The sequence below is a fragment of the Amycolatopsis roodepoortensis genome (genome assembly GCF_014873915.1).
GTDB classification, from domain to species: domain Bacteria; phylum Actinomycetota; class Actinomycetes; order Mycobacteriales; family Pseudonocardiaceae; genus Amycolatopsis; species Amycolatopsis roodepoortensis.
On the sequence record NZ_JADBEJ010000005.1, the window covers coordinates 1,191,480 to 1,209,059 of the forward strand.

Annotated in this window: 17 protein-coding genes; 10 read left to right on the forward strand and 7 right to left on the reverse strand. The window is 70.3% G+C overall.

Going from position 1 to position 17,580, the window contains the following annotated elements; translation table 11 throughout:
- Positions 1 to 155: 155 nt before the first annotated feature.
- Positions 156 to 2,426: a tetratricopeptide repeat protein gene (locus H4W30_RS24970; protein ID WP_318780663.1), complete on the forward strand. Its 2,271-nt coding sequence runs from the start codon at positions 156 to 158 to the stop codon at positions 2,424 to 2,426.
- A gap of 181 nt (positions 2,427 to 2,607) precedes the next feature.
- On the opposite strand, the gene H4W30_RS24975 is transcribed toward H4W30_RS24970, so the two are convergent.
- Positions 2,608 to 3,816 carry a cytochrome P450 family protein gene (locus H4W30_RS24975; protein ID WP_192745088.1) on the reverse strand — a complete coding sequence of 403 codons (1,209 nt, stop codon included), beginning with the start codon at positions 3,814 to 3,816 and terminating at the stop codon, positions 2,608 to 2,610.
- A 146-nt stretch (positions 3,817 to 3,962) separates the two neighbouring features.
- Here H4W30_RS24975 and H4W30_RS44570 point away from each other — a divergent pair, with 146 nt between their 5' ends.
- A complete protein-coding gene (locus H4W30_RS44570; RefSeq protein ID WP_192745089.1) occupies positions 3,963 to 5,465 on the forward strand; it encodes a GGDEF domain-containing protein in 1,503 nt (500 codons plus the stop codon).
- 139 nt (positions 5,466 to 5,604) lie between these two features.
- Here H4W30_RS44570 and H4W30_RS24985 read toward each other — a convergent pair whose 3' ends face one another.
- Positions 5,605 to 6,552 (reverse strand): phosphatase PAP2 family protein, encoded by a 948-nt coding sequence (locus tag H4W30_RS24985; RefSeq protein ID WP_192745090.1) that lies wholly within the window; start codon positions 6,550 to 6,552, stop codon positions 5,605 to 5,607.
- A 110-nt stretch (positions 6,553 to 6,662) separates the two neighbouring features.
- Here H4W30_RS24985 and H4W30_RS24990 point away from each other — a divergent pair, with 110 nt between their 5' ends.
- The 4 genes from H4W30_RS24990 to H4W30_RS25005 all read left to right on the forward strand — a co-directional run bounded on the left by H4W30_RS24990 (position 6,663) and on the right by H4W30_RS25005 (position 10,123).
- Positions 6,663 to 7,352, forward strand: a complete 690-nt coding sequence (locus H4W30_RS24990; RefSeq protein ID WP_126730705.1) for a response regulator transcription factor — start codon at positions 6,663 to 6,665, stop codon at positions 7,350 to 7,352.
- Complete coding sequence (locus H4W30_RS24995) at positions 7,349 to 8,761, forward strand: sensor histidine kinase (protein ID WP_192745091.1); 1,413 nt, start codon at positions 7,349 to 7,351, stop codon at positions 8,759 to 8,761. The genes H4W30_RS24990 and H4W30_RS24995 overlap by 4 nt, the downstream gene beginning before the upstream one ends.
- Positions 8,758 to 9,255, forward strand: a complete 498-nt coding sequence (locus H4W30_RS25000; RefSeq protein WP_192745092.1) for a hypothetical protein — start codon at positions 8,758 to 8,760, stop codon at positions 9,253 to 9,255. The genes H4W30_RS24995 and H4W30_RS25000 overlap by 4 nt, the downstream gene beginning before the upstream one ends.
- A 196-nt stretch (positions 9,256 to 9,451) precedes the next feature.
- Positions 9,452 to 10,123 (forward strand): hypothetical protein, encoded by a 672-nt coding sequence (locus H4W30_RS25005; protein WP_192745093.1) that lies wholly within the window; start codon positions 9,452 to 9,454, stop codon positions 10,121 to 10,123.
- Here H4W30_RS25005 and rnhA read toward each other — a convergent pair.
- Positions 10,120 to 10,602 carry a ribonuclease HI gene (gene rnhA / locus H4W30_RS25010; RefSeq protein WP_034319504.1) on the reverse strand — a complete coding sequence of 161 codons (483 nt, stop codon included), beginning with the start codon at positions 10,600 to 10,602 and terminating at the stop codon, positions 10,120 to 10,122. The two genes, H4W30_RS25005 and rnhA, sit on opposite strands and share 4 nt — an antisense overlap.
- A gap of 21 nt (positions 10,603 to 10,623) precedes the next feature.
- Complete coding sequence (dinB, locus tag H4W30_RS25015; RefSeq protein ID WP_192745094.1) at positions 10,624 to 11,814, reverse strand: DNA polymerase IV; 1,191 nt, start codon at positions 11,812 to 11,814, stop codon at positions 10,624 to 10,626.
- A gap of 125 nt (positions 11,815 to 11,939) precedes the next feature.
- Between dinB and H4W30_RS25020 the strand changes: the two genes are divergently transcribed.
- Positions 11,940 to 12,665, forward strand: a complete 726-nt coding sequence (locus tag H4W30_RS25020) for a hypothetical protein (RefSeq protein WP_192745095.1) — start codon at positions 11,940 to 11,942, stop codon at positions 12,663 to 12,665.
- Here H4W30_RS25020 and H4W30_RS25025 read toward each other — a convergent pair.
- Together H4W30_RS25025 and H4W30_RS25030 are read right to left on the reverse strand one after the other, a co-directional pair.
- Positions 12,625 to 12,792, reverse strand: a complete 168-nt coding sequence (locus H4W30_RS25025; RefSeq protein WP_225949861.1) for a hypothetical protein — start codon at positions 12,790 to 12,792, stop codon at positions 12,625 to 12,627. The two genes, H4W30_RS25020 and H4W30_RS25025, sit on opposite strands and share 41 nt — an antisense overlap.
- Before the next feature lie 25 nt (positions 12,793 to 12,817).
- A complete protein-coding gene (locus tag H4W30_RS25030) occupies positions 12,818 to 13,237 on the reverse strand; it encodes a DUF6010 family protein (RefSeq protein ID WP_192745096.1) in 420 nt (139 codons plus the stop codon).
- A 92-nt stretch (positions 13,238 to 13,329) separates the two neighbouring features.
- Here H4W30_RS25030 and H4W30_RS25035 point away from each other — a divergent pair, with 92 nt between their 5' ends.
- On the forward strand, positions 13,330 to 14,268 hold the full coding sequence (locus tag H4W30_RS25035; RefSeq protein WP_192745097.1) for a GlxA family transcriptional regulator: 939 nt from the start codon (positions 13,330 to 13,332) through the stop codon (positions 14,266 to 14,268).
- Here the strand turns inward: H4W30_RS25035 and H4W30_RS25040 are convergent.
- Positions 14,265 to 14,555: a hypothetical protein gene (locus H4W30_RS25040; protein ID WP_192745098.1), complete on the reverse strand. Its 291-nt coding sequence runs from the start codon at positions 14,553 to 14,555 to the stop codon at positions 14,265 to 14,267. The two genes, H4W30_RS25035 and H4W30_RS25040, sit on opposite strands and share 4 nt — an antisense overlap.
- Positions 14,556 to 14,673: 118 nt before the next feature.
- On the opposite strand from H4W30_RS25040, the gene H4W30_RS25045 reads away from it, so the two are divergent.
- Both H4W30_RS25045 and H4W30_RS25050 read left to right on the forward strand, forming a co-directional pair.
- The gene (locus tag H4W30_RS25045; protein WP_192745099.1) at positions 14,674 to 15,918 is read left to right on the forward strand and encodes an MFS transporter; all 1,245 of its coding nucleotides are present in this window, start codon (positions 14,674 to 14,676) and stop codon (positions 15,916 to 15,918) included.
- Between the two features lie 340 nt (positions 15,919 to 16,258).
- Complete coding sequence (locus H4W30_RS25050) at positions 16,259 to 17,557, forward strand: GGDEF domain-containing protein (protein WP_378234835.1); 1,299 nt, start codon at positions 16,259 to 16,261, stop codon at positions 17,555 to 17,557.
- Positions 17,558 to 17,580: the final 23 nt, after the last annotated feature.

Sequence of the window (17,580 nt, forward strand, 5' to 3'; positions counted from 1 at the left end):
CCCTTTCGGCCGGCGCACCGGTGGGGAACGGGCGCGTTCTCGCACAGTTTGGGGGCTGTCTTCGCACCCGCGCATACCCGGTGGCCAGGTTGTGACCCAGGTAATGGGAAGGTTGTGGCACCATCTGCCGCGCAGCGGGGAGAAAGGTGCTTCTGGTGACCGAGAATTCCGGCTCGGCCAGATCCGGGAAGACCGGTGGAGCGCGCCCGGTTTCGACGGCGGCGCTCACCTTCGGGCGCGCGTTGCGGCAACGGCGGCAGGCACGCGGACTGGCCTTGCGGGACCTTCAAAAACTCGCCTATGTCGACAAAAGCCTCATCAGCCGGGTCGAACGCGGGCTCACCCCGCCGAGCGCGGAATTCGCCGAAGCGTGTGACCGCGCGCTGGGCGCGGCCGGGGCTTTGATCGTGCTCGCCGAAGCCGCCCGCGCGGAACCTTATGTGCATCTTCCCCCGCCTCCCGATCATTTCGTCGGCCGCGCGGAACACTTGGCGCTGCTGGACGAAAAAGTGTTCACCGAAACGGCCAAAGTGGTCTTCGTGGCCGGGCCGCCCGGGGTCGGGAAGACCGCGCTCGTGCTGAATTGGGCGAACCGGCGGCAAACGGAGTTCGACTGCGTCCTCTGGTCGGATCTTCGCGGCTATGCGGCGGGTTCCCCCGCGCAACCCGCCGACATCCTCGACGACCTTCTGCGCTGCGTCGGTGTCCGCCCCGACCGCGTCCCCGCCGAGGAGCACATGCGGCTGGCGCTCCTGCGGGGACTGCTGCGCGGCCAGCGCACGCTCGTCGTGCTGGACAACGCCCTCGACTCGCACCAGGTGCGGCCGGTGCTGCCCGGCACCCCGGACACGACCGTGCTGATCACCAGCAGGCGGCGGCTGTCCGGGCTGGTCGTCGGCACCGGGGCGGTCCAGGTTTCCTTGGAGCCACTGGAAGATCTCGAAGCGGCGCGGCTCATGGCCGATCTCATCGGCGACGAACGCGCGGCGGGCGACCCCGAAGGCGTCGGCAGGCTCGTCCGGCTGTGCGCGGCGCTCCCGCTCGCGGTGAGCATCGCCGCGGAACGGGTCGCCACGCATCCCCATCAGAGCGTCGGCGACCTCGCCCGTGAACTCGTCGCCGAGGGGCGAAGGCTGGAACTGCTCGCGGTCGACGACGACGCCGTCGGGGTCCGGGCCGCGTTCAGCTGGTCGTACCGCGCGCTGGAACCCGACACCGCCCGGATGTTCCGGCTGCTCGGTCTCCATCCCGGGCCGCGATACAGCGCGGACGCGGCGGCCGCGCTCGCCGGTCTGCCGGAACACGACGCGCTACGGCTGCTGGACAAGCTCGTGCACGCGCATCTCGTCCAGCAGATCGGCGCGCGGTACTACCGCTTCCACGACCTGCTTCGCGTCTACGCCGCCGAAGAGGCCGCCGCCGCGCGATGGCGGGACGAGCGGCAGGCTGCGGTCTCCCGGCTGACCCACTGGTACCTCCACGCCGCCAACGCGGCGAGCTGGACGCTGACCCCGGCGCGCGACCACCACGTCGACCTGGGGCCCGCGCCCGAAGGCGTCGAGCCACTCCGGTTCGCCACGTTCGACGAGGCCTACATCTGGTGCGCGTCGGAGATGCCGAGCATCACCGGCGTCGCCCGGCTGGCGCTGGACCACGGGCTGTACGAGATCGGCTGGCGGCTGCCGGTGGAACTGTTCGACTACCACCTGCTCGGCAGGCCGTGGCAGACCTGGATCTCCAGCCACGAGGTGGCGATCGAGTCCGCGAAGGCGGGCGGCGACCTCGCCGGGCTGGCGTGGTCGGCGATCAACCTCGCCGAGGCGCACCGGCGGCGCGGCGACCTCGACCGCGCCCGCGAACTGTTCGGCCAGGCCGTCGAGCTCTCGGAAGAGATCGGCGAGAACCCGAGCCTCGGCTGGGCGCTGGTCGGGCTCGGCAACATCGCGCACGAGCGGGAGGACTACGCCGAAGCCGTTCGGCTCGCCGGGAAGAGCGTGGAGGTGAACGCCCGGATCGGCTACCGGCTCGGCGAAGCGACCGCGCGGGTCCACCTCGGCCGCGCGTACCGCGACCTCGGCGAGCGGGACCTGGCCCTCGAACACGGCCGGCGCGCCTTCGACGCCTACGCGAAGGACGCCGACCAGCACGGCATGGGCTTCGCCCTGGTGCCGCTGGCCAGGACCTGCCGCCGGTTCGGCGATCTCGAGCAGGCGCTCGGGTACTGCGAGCAGGCGCTGACCGCCTACCGGAACTGCGGCGACGTCTGGGGGCAGGCCGACGCGCTCGACGAACGCGGCTGCGCGCTGGCCGCGCGGGGACGGACCGACGAGGCCATGGCCGTCTGGCGCGACGCGCTCCAGCTCGTCATGGATCTCGACGACCGGAAGGCGAGCGTGCTGCGGGGCCGTCTCGAAGGCGCGGTGTGACCTCAGGGCGCATGCCCGCCTCGGACGACACGCGTGATCGGACGGACGACACGCGTGATTGGACGGACGGCTCACCGATAGCCGGATCCTGCCGCGTTGTCGTCTCTCTGGACACGCGTGTCGTCCGCCTGATCACGCGTGTCGTCCGCCTGATCACGCGAGCCGGCGGGCCGGGCACGGTCTAGAGCTTCACCGGCAGGTTGTGCAGGCCGCGGGTGATCGCGCTCGGCCACCACACGAGCCGGTCCTCGGGCACGGTCAGCGTCATCGACGGCGCGCGGCCGAACAACGTCTCCAGTGCCGCGGACGCCTGCATCCGCGCGAGCGCCGCGCCGATGCAGATATGCGGCCCGACGCCGAAGGCCACGTGCCGTACCGGCCTCTCGCCCGGCCGGAAGGCGAGCGGGTCGGGGTGCACCTCCGGATCGCGATTGGCCGCCAGCAACGACAACAGGATCGGATCGCCCGCCTCCATCCGCTGCCCGGCGAGTTCCATCGGTTCGGTGACGAAGCGCCAGCTGGTGTTCTGCAGCGGGGTGTCGCGGCGCAGGACCTCCTCGATGACGAGCGTCAGGTGTGCGCCGTCGGCGCGGGCGCGGGCCGCCTCCTCCGGATGCGTGATGAGGGTCAGCGCGGTGGACGCGATGAGGCTGATCGTCGTCTCGTGTCCGGCGATCAGGGAAAGGAACGCCGTCGCGGCGACCTCGTCGCCGGTCAGCTTCCCGGCGGCCTCCTGGGCGAGTAGATCACTGATCAGGTCCGCCCCCGGTTCGGCGCGTTTGCGGGCGACGACGTCGGCGAGCAGCGCGTCCAGCTCGTCGGTCGCCCGCAGCATCGACGCCATGTCCGTGACGTCGCCGGCGGCGACCACCAGCGCGGGCGGGCGGACCTCGTCCAGCAGGCTGTCCGGGATGCCGATCAGCTCGCAGATCGACCGGATTCCCAGCGGGTACGCGAAATCCTCGACGAGGTCGCCCTCGCCCCGTTCCAGGATCGGGTCGAGCAGTTCGTTCGCGAGCCGGTGCGTGCGGTCGCGCATATGTTGCAGCCGCCGCGGCCCGAAGGCACCGGCGCAGGCCTTGCGCAACCGTGCGTGGTCTTCGCCTTCGAAGTTGTTCATATGCCCGATGAGCGTGGGCCGGTGGTCGGCGGGCAGCCCGAGATTGGCCTTGCGCCAGTGGCCCGCCGCGACGGACGGGCATTTGGACAAACGCGGGTCGGCCATCGCGGAAACCACGTCCGCGTGCCTGGTCAACAGCCAGGTCCAGGTGTCGCCGGGAAGCGGGAGCCGGAACGCGGGGGCGTTCGCCCGGAGCCATTCGTAGGCGGGCGAGGGATCCCTGTCGAACTCCGGGCCGAACAGCGCGGGTACCTCGGCGGCGTCAGGCATACGAGCCACGATGCCAGCTTGTGGCGGAAGGTCGTCCGGCGAACGCAGGTATCGGCCTGTCTCACGAGATCGTCAACGCGGTCCCCCTGTCACCCCCTCGTGGTGACCAGCAAGATCGAAGCGGGTGCGGTGCGTAACGGTGGGAGGTGACCCTCGTCAGCGAGTTCGGCAAGCACGACCCTGACGTGGTCTCGGAGCGGCCGCGCGGTTCGCTCCGGGGTTTCGCCGACACCGTCGGCCTCGCCGCCGCCCGCGTGTGGCGGCTGCGCGGCCGCGCCTGGAACACCCTGCGCCATCCGGCGGGGTGGGAACTGTGGCGGCTGCCGCCCGCGGCGGTCTTCTGGATGCTCGGCACCGAGATCGCCGTCGCCGCCTGGGCGCTGTACAGCGGTTTCCGGGCTTCCGTCACGACCACCGATCTCGTCCGCTTCGGCGTGATCGCGTGCTGCGCGATCTGGTACGTCGTCCAGACGCAGCATCCGGAGGAGCAGCGCCGGGCAGACGACCGGCGCGGCGAACACATCGACCAGACCGCCGTCTGGCTGGGCGGCGCGGCCGTCCTGCTGCCGCCCGCGTTGTCGCTCGCGCTGTTGCTGATGGTGCGCGTGCAGCGCTACTCCATCGCGCACAAGGCGATGACGACGTTCCTCTTCACCACCGCCGCGCACGCCGCCTCCATCCTCGGCGTGCACACGCTCACCGAATTGACGGAACTGCACACCTGGCTCGAATCGGGCACGCTCCCCCAGCGACCGGGCGACATCGCGCTCGCCGCCGTCGCGCTGGTGGGCGCCGCGCTCTGGTACTTCGCGTCGCAGACGCTCCTGATCAGCATCGCGCGCGGCCTGGCGTGGGGCGGCTGGCGGCGGCAGAAGCTGATCGGCAGCTGGGCCGACAACGCGGACTTCGTCTACGCGCTGCAACTCGCGGCGTGCACCACGATCCTCGGCGCGGTCAACATCGCGCTGGTGCCGCTGGTGATGATCGGGGTCGCGCTGCGGTCGACCCGGCTCTCGCAGGCGCTGGCGGACACGATCGCGCGCAGCCAGCGTGACCGGAAGACCGGCCTGCTGACCGAGGACTCCTTCCACGCGCCCGCGGCCCTGCGGCTGCTCGAAGACCAGACCGGGCGGCGGCCGACGGCGTTCCTGATGCTGGACCTCGACCACTTCAAGCAGTGGAACGACAAGTACGGGCATTCCGGCGGCGACATCGTGCTCGGGTGCGTCAGTGCCGTGCTGCGGCAGAACACCCGCTCCACCGACATCGTCGGGCGCTGGGGCGGTGAGGAGTTCTCGGTGCTGCTCCCGGACACCACCCGCGAGGAGGCGACGCGGATCGCCGAGCGGATCCGGGCGGCCGTCGCGAAGACCGCCATCACCGGCCTGACCGAACTCGCCAGCGGGCACGCCACCAACGAACCCCGCGCGGTGGGGCCGATCCACGGCTGCACCGTGTCGATCGGCGTTGGGCTCTCACCCGAACACTCGACGGATTACGGCGAGCTGTTCCGCGTAGCGGACGCGGCCATGTACCAAGCGAAACGGAGCGGACGGAACCGCGTGGTCGTGGCACCCTCCGCGGTCCCGCCCTCGCCCCGGACGCCGACGTCACCGCTGAGCCGGGCTGGAGATTCGCGCCGGAATTGACGCATTTAGTCCTCTAAGTGCGTTCGCCGGGCCAGCAGACCACCCGTGGCCGCGATCGACCTTGCGAAGCACCGATGTCACGTACGGGACCCGACCGGTCCCATACGTGACATTCGGGAGCGCCTCCGAAGACCCCGCGTCAGCGCCGGGTCACGAGGCGGGTCTCGAGCAGATCGCCGACCACCCTGGTCTCCACGCCGGTCTGCCGTTCGAACGCGGATCCGCGCAACGGCCACAACGCGACCAGCACGATCCCCACCGCCGCGCACGCCGCCAGCACCAGCGCGCCGACGAACTGGGCGGCGCCGGCGGTCGCCGTGCTCAGCACCGCGAAGCCGATCAGGACGATCACGGTGGGCAGCACCGCGGCCAGCGCGACCAGGGAAGCGGGGGTGCGGCGCAGATCCCGGCGCCGGGTGGTCAGCCAGGCGGCGAGCAGGCAGGCGAACGACGCCGCCAGCAGGCAGGCGCCCGCCGTGTCGCTGAGCCGATGCCAGCCCAGCGCGACGGTCGACGACGCGACCCAGGCGACGGCGATCCCGCCGATCCCGATGATCGCCGGACGGAACCGTTGGGGCAGAACGAAAGCGAGTGCCATCAGAATGGCCATGGCGGCGCTGACGTGCCCGCTGGGAAAACTGTTGTGCCCCGGCCCTCGGCCGCCGTCGGGCAGCTCGGGGCGGACGAGGACGTAGAGCTTGAGCAACTGCGCGGCGACGAGCGGGAGCACGAGAACGCTCAGCGCGGGGACCAGGAGGCCCGGTTTGCGCCGGAGCAGCGCCAGGACGACGAGCCCGATCCCGGCGGCGCCGATCACGAGCACCATATCCTGGTCGCGCAGCGGCCCCGCCCAGTCCATTGTGGACCACTGGCCGGACTGCGCGCTGCGGACGACGCCGTTCTCCGCGTGCTGCCCCGCCGACGTGTGCACGAACAGCACGTAGGTCACGAGGAACGCGACGGCCAGTCCCAGTCCGGTGACGAGCTGGAACACGGCCCTGGACAGGGTCCGCCTGGTCTCGGCGTGCCGTCCCGGCAGCGGACGGCGGGCGGGGGTCGGTTTCGCTTCGTGGAGGAGTAGGGCCATGCGTCTCACTGTCCCCACGGCGTTTAGCCAGGAGGTCCGGACAATGTCATGGTTCTGCTACAAGATCGAGCCGAGTCGCACACGCGCGGCGGCATCCGAATAATGGCGGCGTGGCCAGTGTCCTGTTGATCGAAGACGACGCGTCCGTGCGGGAGGGACTGGAACTCGCGCTGCGCCGTCAGGCGCACACCGTCCACACCGCCGAGAGCGGTGAGCTCGGGCTGGAGAAACTGCGGGTGTTCCAGCCCGACATCGTCGTGCTCGATCTGATGCTCCCCGGCATCGACGGCTTCGAGACCTGCCGCCGTATCCGCTCGGCGGGCGAGGTGCCGATCATCATGCTCACCGCCCGCAGCGACGACTTCGACATCGTGGCCGGGCTGGAGGCGGGCGCCGACGACTACGTGACCAAGCCGATCGAACCCCGCGTGCTCGACGCCCGGATCCGTGCGGTGCTGCGGCGCGCGGTGAGTGAGAAACCCGCGAGCGACGACGCCGCCGGTGAGCGGCACGGCGGCCTGGTCATCGACCGGGCGGGGCTGGTGGTCACGAAGAACGGCGAGCCGGTCTCGCTCACCCCGACCGAGCTGAAACTGCTGCTGGAGCTGTCGCGCACGCCCGGCCAGGTCTACAGCCGCCAGCAGATCCTCTCCGCCGTCTGGGATCACGACTACCTCGGTGACTCCCGGCTGGTCGACGCCTGTGTCCAGCGGCTGCGCGCGAAGATCGAAGACGTTCCCGCGAAACCCGAACACGTCCAGACCGTCCGCGGCTTCGGGTACCGGTTCGGCCGTTCATGAGGCTGCTCTCCGGGCTGCGGCCCCGGCTCATCCTGGCCTTCGCGGCGATGGCGATCATCGGGGCGGCGGCCGCGGCGGGGGCCAGTTACGTCTCGGCGAGGAACGCGATCCTCAAGGCCGTCCAGGACGCGGCGATGGACCAGCTGAAGGACCGGGTCGGCGCTTACGACCGCCCGCTGTCGACGCCTCCGACCCAGGACCAGCTCAACGACTTCGCGGGCAGCCTGCGTTTGAACGCCGTCGCGGTCAGCGGGAACCTGCGGTCGGTCAGCGGCCCGGACCTGACCAGGTTCTCGACCGAACTGCGGCGGACGGTCGCGGGCGACATCCGGATCCAGTTCCAGCGGCTGGACCGCGACACCGGTCCCGAACTCCAGGTCGGCCTGCCGGTGCTGACGCGGCAGCCCGACGGGTCGACGAGGGCCAGCGGGGTCGAGGTGTATTCGCTCACCTCGCTCGTCCAGCAGCAACAGGCCATCGACGAACTCGCGAAATCCGCCTGGCAGATGGCCGCGCTCGTCCTTCCGCTGGCCGCGGCGCTCGCCCTGCTCGCGGCGAGGCAGGTGCTGAGACCGGTCCGGGCGCTCAACACCGCCGCCGCCCAGCTCGGCGAAGGCAGGCTCGACGTCCGGCTGCCCGCCAAGGGGTCCGACGAGCTGGCCGAGCTGGTCACGACCTTCAACAACACCGCGGCCGAACTGGAGCGCACGGTCGGTGAGCTGAGGGCGATGGAGGCCGACGCCCGCCGGTTCGTCGCCGACGTCTCGCACGAACTCCGCACGCCGCTCGCGGCCATGAACGCCGTCACGGACGTCCTCGACGAGGACGCGGAGGCACTGCCGCCGGACACCGCCGTCGCGGCACGGCTGGTCTCCGGCGAGACCCGGAGGCTGACCCGGCTGGTCCAGGACCTGGTCGAGATCTCCCGGTTCGACGCGGGCCGCGCCGAACTCGTGCTCGACGAATGGGATCTCGCCACCGCGATCCGGGACAGCCTCGATGCCCGCGGCTGGCGCGAGGGTGAGGACCTGGTCACCGACCTGCCGGAAGGCGTCCTCGCCCGCGTCGACCGGCGGCGGCTCGACCTGATCGTGGCGAATCTCGTCGGCAACGCGTTCCGGCACGGCGCGGCACCGGTCGAAGTCCGCCTGCGCGCCGGCGGCGACGGCGTCACCCTGGAGGTCGAGGATCACGGACCCGGTATCGATCCCGAGGTCCTGCCGCACGTGTTCGACCGGTTCACCAAGGCCGACACCGCCCGTGCCCGCTCCGAAGGCAGCGGGCTGGGCCTGGCGATCGCGCTGGAGAACGCGCGACTGCACGGCGGCGACATCACCGCCGCCGACACCGGGCACGGCGCCCGGTTCGTCCTGCGCCTGCCCCCTCGGACCGAAGGAGGGACGCGATGAGAAGGACCCGGGCTCTGCCCGCCCTCGCGGCCGCGGCGCTGCTGGCTGCCTGCGGTGTCCAGCCGACCGGCGTCGTCCCGGCCGGGCCCGGCCCGTCGATCCGCGCGACGACCGGGACCTACGTTCGCGCCGGCCTGACGCTGTACTTCGTCTCCGACGGCCGCGTCATCCCGGTGACCCGGCCCAGCGAGGGTTTCATCTCCCCCGAAGGCGCCATCACGCTGCTGTTGAAGGGGCCGACGGAGCGGGAAGCCGCGCAGGGGCTCACCACCTTCGTTCCGCCGGAGATCGGCCGGGTCGAGGTGTATCCGGGCAACCCGACGTCCATCGTGCTGCCGTTCCCCGTCCGCAAACTGTCCAACCAGGCCATCAACCAGCTGGTCTGCACGACGATCGCGGCCTCGTCGGACACCGGGCGGGCTCCGGTCACCCCGGGCGTGAACGTGTCCTCACCGGACGACAAGATGTACTTCCAATCCTGCAAAGCGGATTGAATTCGTCACTCACAGTGCTCACATAAAAGCACTTCTTGTGTCTGTACGGGCGTGAGCCTCTTTTGGTTCAACGATCAAGGTAACTGTGGGCGAACACACTCGGGCGTGACATTGCCGTGTCCTTTTCGTAATGTTGCCCGGAGCTCGCGGCCCCCGACGCGAGTTCCCGTCCCCGAAGTGGTGAGTGATCAGAGAAATGGCCGGCAGACATCGCAAGCACAAGGCTCCGCAGTGGAAGCTCCCCGCGGGTATCGCGGCAGCCGTCGCCACGGCGCTCCCGGCGTCGATGTGGCTGACGTCCGCAGGTACCCCTGACGTCGAAGCGGCCAGCGCCGCGCTCGCGCTGAAGTCTCCCCCGGTCTCCAGCACGACGCCCCCGCCGTCGACCAGCAGCACCCCGCCCTCCAGCACGACGACAACCCCGCCGCCGTCGACCTCCTCGGCTCCCCCGAAGCCGACGACGTCGACCAAGGCCCCCGCGCCGGTCAAGAAGACCGTGCCCGCCGCGACGGCGTGCTCCACCGACCTCGCCGGCACCAAACCGCACGTCGCCCAGGTCGGCAACCACGTCAAGGCGAAGTTCGGCGTCAAGACGGTCGGCGGTGTCGCCGGCCGGGCGAATGCCAGCGACCACCCCTCCGGCCTCGCGCTGGACTTCATGGTGGACACCGCCACCGGCAACGCCATCGCCGAGTACCTCATGGCGAATCAGAAGGACTTCGGCGTCACCTACGTCATCTGGCGCCAGCGCTACAACGACGGCAGCGGCTGGGACACCATGGAGGACCGAGGCGGCGCGACCGCCAACCACATGGACCACGTCCACGTGTCCTTCGCCAAGAGCGCGAAGGTGAACGTCAGCTGCTAACGATTCCGGGCGGGCCGCTCGCCGGGCTGGATCACCGGTCGTCCGACGACCTCTTCCACGCCTTTGACGGCGAGCCGGTCCGCCCGCTCGTTCTCCGGATGCCCGGCGTGGCCCTTGACCCAGTGCCATTCGACGTCGTGCCGTGAGGCGGCCTCGTCGAGGCGGCGCCACAGATCGGCGTTCTTGACCGGTGTCTTGGCCGAGGTCGTCCAGCCGTTGTTCTTCCAGTTCCGCACCCAGCTGGTGATGCCGTTCCGGACGTAGGTGCTGTCGGTGTAGATGTCGACCGACACCCGGCGTTTCAGGCTTTCCAGCGCCTCGATGGGCGCGGTCAGTTCCATCCGGTTGTTCGTGGTGGGCCCGGGATCCCCGCCGTAGATCTCCTTCTCGACGGTGCCGTACCGCAGCACCGCGCCCCAGCCGCCGGGACCGGGATTCCCGCTGCACGCGCCATCGGTGTAGATCTCGACTTCCGCCACCGGGACACCCTAGCGACGGGTTCAGTCCGGCAGCAGCGGTACCCAAGGCTGCTCGGCCTGCCCCAGATGCACCGCGCGCGTGATGGATTTCGACCCGAACCGGTCCCGGACCGTGTCGAGCGTCGAATCGAGCGCGTCCCTCGGCTTCGCCCCGAACGGCAAGGCCAACTGGATCGCGTCGTCCTTCGACAGGTTCGTGAGCGCGAGCCCGATCAGCGTGAGGCCGCGTTCGTCGATCAGCGGTCTCGCCGCGGCGAGCAGGTCACGCGCCGCCGCGACGATCGCGCCGGTCTGCTCGGTCGCCTCCATGAGGGTGTGTGAACGCGTCGCCTTGGTGAAGTCGGCGAACCGCATCCGCAGCACGACGGTGCGGCACACCCGGTGCGCCGCCCGCAGGCGACGGGCGAGGCGATCGGCCAGGGTCAGCAGCATCGCGTCGAGCTCGGCGGGAGACCGCGGCCTGCTGCCGAGCGCGTGCTGCGCCCCGATCGACCGGCGACGACGGCCCGTCTGCACGCGGCGAGGGTCGTCGTTGTGGGACAGGGCGTGGAGATGGGCGCCGACGCCGCGGCCGAGCATCCGGACGAGTTCCTTCTCCCCGAACCCCTCCATCTGCCCGACCGTCGTGACGCCGCGCTCGCGCAGCTTCTGGGCCGTCACCTTGCCGACACCCCACAGCCGCTCGACCGGAAGCGGGTGCAGGAACTCCAGCTCCTTGTCGTGCGGCACGACGAGCAGGCCGTCGGGTTTCGCGACGCCGCTGGCCACCTTCGCGAGGAACTTCGTCCTCGCCACGCCCACGGTGATCGGCAGGCCGACCTGCTCCAGTACGTCCTTGCGCAGCTTCGCCGCGATCCGGCTCGGCGTGCCCGCAATCTTCCGCAACCCGCCGACGTCGAGGAAGGCCTCGTCGATCGAGATGCCTTCCACGAGCGGTGTCGTGTTGCCGAACACCTCGAAGACCGCCTTGCTCGCCGCCGAATACGCGTGCATCCGAGGCGGGACCACGATCGCGTCCGGGCACAGCCGCCGAGCCTGGCCGCCGCCCATCGCCGTGCGGACGCCGAACGCCTTGGCCTCGTAACTGGCCGCCAGCACCACACCGCCACCGACGATGACCGGCCGCCCGCGCAGCTTCGGGTCGTCACGCTGCTCGACCGACGCGTAGAACGAGTCCAGGTCGGCGTGCAGGATGGGACCCTCGGTCGTCATAGAACATATGTTCGCATCAAACGGCCCAACGGCCAAGCGCCCGGCTAACATGGCCCTCGTCGACGTAGTGAAACGGGGGCCACATGCGGCGACTCTCACCAGGGGCGACAGCGGCGGCCGCCGGAGTGGCCGCCCTGACCTCGATCGCGGCCGGCGTGGTGGGAAACCTGGCGACCGACACCGTCGGCGAGATCAGCGCCGGATGGAAACCGGTCATCTGGACGGCGCTCGGCCTCTTGGCGGCCGCGCTGACCTTCTCGGCCATCCAAAACGCCTTGAGAGCCGCACGCGGTCCGGCGCCCGCCACCGATGCACCGGACGCCGGACCGGCCGAGCGCGATCGCCGGGCGAGGCCGTGGCAGGCCAAGGCGGTGGCCACGGTCTGGGCGCTGATCGCCATCGCCGGTATTGCCGGTGCCGCGCTCGCGTTCACCACGCCGGGCTTCCTGGACATCGGCACGCTCTACCTCTCCTCCTTCCAGCTCGAACGCAATTTGAAAGGCGGCTGGGAGGTCACTGGTCCCGCAGGCGTCGCGTTAGGCATCGCGGTCTTCGCGTGGTGTATTCCCCCGTTTCTCGCGGGTGCGCACGCCTACCGCGCCGTTCCTGCTTCCGTCGGCGAAACCACTCGCACACTCGCCGCGTGCGTCGCTTTCGTGTTCGCCGGCTGGTCCGTCTTCGCCGGAACAGTCGCCTGTGTGGCGGCCCTCCGGCAGCTGGTGTCGCCGGGTGTTGCCATTTACGTGGCGCTGATCGGTCTCCTGGCCCTGATCTTCACCGCGTGGGGCTGGGCCAAGGAAGCGGAAACGCTCAGTCGAACGGCGGCCCGGAGTAGGAAACCCGGTGCTTGAAGACCTCCCCGTCCCGGATCTCGGCGGAGTACGTCGGCCTCGGCGAGATCGCGCGCCAGGCGTTCAGCACCTCCTCCGACTCCCAGCACTCGAAGATGTTCACCCGGCCCGCCACGATCACGGTCATCTCGACATCCCTTCGTCCGATCGGTTCACCCCACCGACGAACGCGGACGCCGGGAACCGACACGGGCGCGCACGAAATCCGTCACCGATCGCCCGCCGGCGAAACACCAGATCGCGATCACCGGGTCGCAGATCGCGCAGCCGAACGACGAATCGTGCAGGAACGGGATGATCGGGGCGCCCTTGAGGTGGTGGACGACGTCCCAGCCGGTGTGCAGCAGCCAGGCGATACCGATGAACGTCCAGGATTCGAGGCCGCGGTAAGCCACGTAAGTCACGACCGCGGCGAACGCGAACTCCCAGATCCCCAGGCCGCCTCCGCTCAGATAGGCGGCACCCGCCCCAGCGACCATGACCGCGTTGAAGCGGCGGCGATGCGGTTCGTGGATCAGCGACATCAGTACGACGTAGACGAGGCCGACGAGAATCGGCGCGATGATCATCATGGTTCGACGCTAGAACCGGCCGCGGCCCGCTCCCAGTGGCGTGAACGACGCCTTCCAACGGGATCTCGCCATCGGGCGGGTACGTTGCGGTCATGCACACCGTCGCGGTCCTCGCGCTGGACAAGGTGATCCCGTTCGACCTCTCGACGCCGATCGAGGTCTTCACCCGCACCCGGCTCGCCGACGGAAGCGCCGGCTACCGGCTGCTCGTCTGCGCCGAACACCCGGAAGTCGACGCCGGGCACTTCACCCTGCGCGCGCCGCGGGGACTGGAGGCGCTGCGCGAGGCCGACACGATCATCGTCCCCGGCACCGCGGTCCCGGCCGCTCCGTTGCCGGAAGCCGTCCGCGACGCGCTCACGTCGGCCGCTGCGAGGGGCACACGGATCGCCTCGATCTGTTCCGGCACCTTCGTTCTCGCCGCCGCGGGCCTGCTCGACGGCCTTCGCGCCACCACGCACTGGGTCGCCGCCGAGGCGTTGGCCGCGGCGTATCCGGAGATCGAGGTCGACCCGGACGTGCTCTATGTCGACAACGGGCAGATCCTGACGTCCGCGGGCGCCGCCGCCGGCCTGGATCTGTGCCTGCATCTGATCCGGCGGGACCACGGCTCCGCGATCGCGGCCGACGCCGCCCGCCTTTCGGTCATGGCGCTGGAACGCGAAGGCGGTCAGGCGCAGTTCATCGCGCTGCGCCATCCGCCCGCTCCCCGCGGCGCGGCGCTGGAACCGACTCTCCTTTGGATGCAGGAGAATCTCGCGCGCGAACTCACCTTGGCCGACATCGCCGCGCGTGCCGGGATGAGCACGCGCACGCTGATCCGGCATTTCCGCGAGCAGACCGGGACGACGCCGCTGCAATGGCTGCACCGCGCGAGGGTCCGGCAGGCACAGCATCTGCTGGAGACCACTCAGCACGCCGTCGAACGGATCGGCGCCGAGGTCGGTTTCGGTTCGCCTACCGCGTTCCGCGACCGGTTCAAACGCACGACCGGCGTCAGCCCCGGCACCTATCGGCGCGCTTTCCGTTAAGCGGCGACGGCCAGTGCGGTGTCCGAGGCCCGCGCCCGGGCCTGGTCCGCGAACCGCTTCCGGGCGGCGACGACTCTGAGCCAGCGTTCCGAGCGCTCGGCGTCGAGATCGAAGGTGGCACGGGCGAGCACTTCGGCGGCGCGTGCGGCGGAGTCGATCTCCGCGGCGGCGCCAAGGTAGTCGCCCGCGTCGATCAGCTTGTAGGCGTGACGCATCTCGGTCTGCGCGGTCGAGTAGATGGCGTAGGCGGCGAGGTTGTTCGCCAGCGGGCCCAGTGAATGCGACATCGGATTCTCCGTTCCTTCTCTTACCGACACGTCGAACGGGACCTCGCCGGTTCGACACGGTGGACGGATTTTTTCCGAGGGTTGCGCCGAGTGGCCGCTTCACGACAGCCTGAAGCGCATGCCAGCCCGAGCGGCGTCGTTCCGCAGTGTCTTCGCGGTCGCCGGATTCCGCCGGATCTGGCTCGCTCATCTGCTCTCGGTCGCCGGCGACCAGCTGGCCAGGGTCGCGCTCACGGTGCTGGTGTTCGACCGGACTTCGTCGGCTGGGTGGGCCTCGGCGGCGTACGCGCTGACGTTCGTGCCCGACCTCCTCGGCGGCGCGCTGGGCGGCATCGCGGACCGCTTCTCGCGGCGCACCGTGATGGTGGTGACCGACGTCGGCCGCGCCGTCCTGATCGCGCTGATGGCGGTCCCCGGGCTCCCGCTGCCCGTCGCGGCCGCGCTGTTGTTCCTCGTGCAGCTCATGGCCGGGCCGTTCCACGCGGCCCGGCAGGCGATGCTGCCGGATCTGCTCGACCCGGACCGGCTGGTCGTCGGCCAGGCCGTCATCTCGTCCACGTACCAGGCCGGGCTCGTGGTGGGCTTCGGCGCGGGCGCCGCCGTCGTCACCGGCCTCGGTGTGCCGGGCGCGCTGCTGATCGACGCGGGAACGTTCGCGCTGTCGGCGCTCATGCTCCACTTCGGCCTCGAACGATTCCCGCCATCGGCACCCGCTCACCACGAACGTCCGTCCCTGATCGCGGGATGCCGGCTGGTGGCGCGCGACCGCAAGCTGCGCTGGCTGCTGCTCATCGCCTGCTGCTGCGGTTTCTACGTCGTACCCGAAGGCCTCGCCGTCCCGGTCACCGCCGAACTGGGCGGCGCGGGCGCGTTGCCGTGGTTGCTGGCCGCGAATCCGGTCGGTTCGGTGCTCGGCGGGCTTCTGCTGAGCCGCGTCCCGCGCGAACGGCAGATCCGGGTGCTGGGCGCGCTCGCGGTGGCGAGCAGCCTGGTGCTGATCCCGACCGGCTGGGCTCCGGGCCTGGTCACGATCGTCGTGCTGTGGACGATCTCGGGAGTGTTCTCCGCGCACGACATGATCACGCAGACCCAGTACAGCCTCGCCGCGCCGCCCGCCCATCGCGGGCAGGTGATCGGGGTCGCGATCGCCGCGCTGCGGGCGGCTCAGGCGGTGGGGATCGCGGCCGCCGGGCTGCTGGCCCAGGTCGTCGCGCCGACCACCGTGGTCACCGTCGCGGCGGGCGCGGGGGTGCTCGTCGCCGGTGTCGCCGGGGTGGGGTGGTCACGGGCGGTGTCGTCCCGCCGAGGCCCCGGGGTGGGGCCGCTCGGCGGGACGACACCCGTTGGCGAGCACGGTTCCTGACACATCACGTCCAGTTGTTGTCACGACGGGTCGTCCAGTTGTTGTCACGCACTACGTTCACCTCCCTTCGCGATTCCGCGCGCTCGTGGGCGAGATCACTCACGTCCAGTTGTTGTCACGCCGAGTGGTCCAGTTGTTGTCCCGCATGTCGTTCACCTCCCTCGAAATAGCGATCTACCCGGCAAAACACTCACCAGTTGTTGTCCTGCATCGGTGCACCTCCCTCGTTTCGGTTGGGCTGTCCGGGGGAATTCGCGGCCGCCCGTCTTATCGTCGGAGACAACGCGGTCGTCGCCGTCCCGGTTCGATTACGGTGTAGATCACCGACGGAAGAGGGTGTGTGGACGGACGACTCGGCGGCGCGCGGCGGCGGCTCAAGGCCTGGCACCTGTGGAGCCTGCCGCGACCTGTGCGTTCCTACGTCCTGGTCGTGAATCTCATCGCAGTCCTCTCGACCGCCGCCACGGCCCGGCTGGTCCCGGTGACCGGTACCGACCTGGTGCGATTCGGCGTCTTGACGCTGTGCGCGGCCATCGCGATCGAGGGCACCCGGCAGATCGAACGCCAACGGGAGTACGACAGGGCCCCGTCGGTCGCCTACGTCGACACCAAGGCGGTGTGGAGCGTCGCCGCCGTCATCGCGCTGCCGCCGGTGCTCGCCGCCGCGATGGTCGTGGTGACCTACACCATCGCATGGCTGCGGATCTGGCCACACCAGCGGCCGGTTCTCCCCCATCGGTGGATCTTCTCCGCCGCGACGGTGCTCTGCGGCACGCAGGCCGCCGTCCTCGTGCTCAGCCTCGGCATGCGCCACTACCCCGGCCCGCCCGACTCCGGGCTGCTCGCCGGGCTGGGCGACCTCGCCGTCATCATCGTCGCCGCGGCCCTGCGGTGGGCGATCAACACCGCGCTGGTGATGATCGCGATCGCGCTCTCGTCGCCGCCGAAGTCGATCAGCGAACTGTTCTCCGGCTTCGGCGACCAGATCCTCGAGGCGGGCGCGCTCGGCCTCGGTCTCGTGACGGCCGTCGTCCTCGTGCAGGCCAACCCGCTGGTGCTGGTCGGGGTCGTCATCGCGCTGGTCGCGCTGCACCGCGGGCTGCTGCTGACGCAGTACCGGCGCGACGCGCACACCGACGCCACCACCGGTCTCGTCACGAAACGGCGATGGCGTCAGCTGGCCGAAGAGCAACTCGGCCGGACGCGCGCCGGACGCAAGCTCGGCGTGCTGTTCCTCGACCTCGACAATTTCAAGACGATCAACGACACCTACGGCCATCCCAACGGCGACCTCGTCCTGCGCGCGGTCGGCGACGCGCTGCGCGCCGAGATCCGGGAGCAGGACGTCTGCGGACGGTGGGGCGGCGAGGAGTTCGCCATCGTCATCCCGGACATCCATGGTGAGGAAACGCTGCTCCAGGTGGCCGAACGGATCCGGCATCAGGTGGCGGTGGTGTCGGTCGCGCTGCCCGATCGCGACACCGTGCTGACCGATCTGACGGTGTCGATCGGCGGGGCGCTGTATCCGGCGGCCAACATCACCAGCGTCGACGATCTGCTCGTCGCCACCGACATGGCGCTCTACCGCGCGAAACAAGGCGGCCGCAACAGGGTCGAACTGGCGCCGCCCGCGCAGTAGGCTTCGCCTCTGTCCGGGGAGGC

What these genes read in the sequence shown, in the direction of transcription:
- H4W30_RS25025 (WP_225949861.1), bottom strand. Translation starts at nt 12,792, where the DNA reads ATGACCGTGATCGTGGCGGGCCGGGTGAACATCTTCGAGTGCTGGGAG.
- H4W30_RS25005 (WP_192745093.1), top strand. Translation starts at nt 9,452, where the DNA reads ATGGCCGGCAGACATCGCAAGCACAAGGCTCCGCAGTGGAAGCTCCCC.
- H4W30_RS24995 (WP_192745091.1), top strand. Translation starts at nt 7,349, where the DNA reads ATGAGGCTGCTCTCCGGGCTGCGGCCCCGGCTCATCCTGGCCTTCGCG.
- H4W30_RS25000 (WP_192745092.1), top strand. Translation starts at nt 8,758, where the DNA reads ATGAGAAGGACCCGGGCTCTGCCCGCCCTCGCGGCCGCGGCGCTGCTG.
- dinB (WP_192745094.1), bottom strand. Translation starts at nt 11,814, where the DNA reads ATGACGACCGAGGGTCCCATCCTGCACGCCGACCTGGACTCGTTCTAC.
- H4W30_RS25035 (WP_192745097.1), top strand. Translation starts at nt 13,330, where the DNA reads ATGCACACCGTCGCGGTCCTCGCGCTGGACAAGGTGATCCCGTTCGAC.
- H4W30_RS24985 (WP_192745090.1), bottom strand. Translation starts at nt 6,552, where the DNA reads ATGGCCCTACTCCTCCACGAAGCGAAACCGACCCCCGCCCGCCGTCCG.
- H4W30_RS24975 (WP_192745088.1), bottom strand. Translation starts at nt 3,816, where the DNA reads ATGCCTGACGCCGCCGAGGTACCCGCGCTGTTCGGCCCGGAGTTCGAC.
- H4W30_RS25040 (WP_192745098.1), bottom strand. Translation starts at nt 14,555, where the DNA reads ATGTCGCATTCACTGGGCCCGCTGGCGAACAACCTCGCCGCCTACGCC.
- H4W30_RS25045 (WP_192745099.1), top strand. Translation starts at nt 14,674, where the DNA reads ATGCCAGCCCGAGCGGCGTCGTTCCGCAGTGTCTTCGCGGTCGCCGGA.
- H4W30_RS25030 (WP_192745096.1), bottom strand. Translation starts at nt 13,237, where the DNA reads ATGATGATCATCGCGCCGATTCTCGTCGGCCTCGTCTACGTCGTACTG.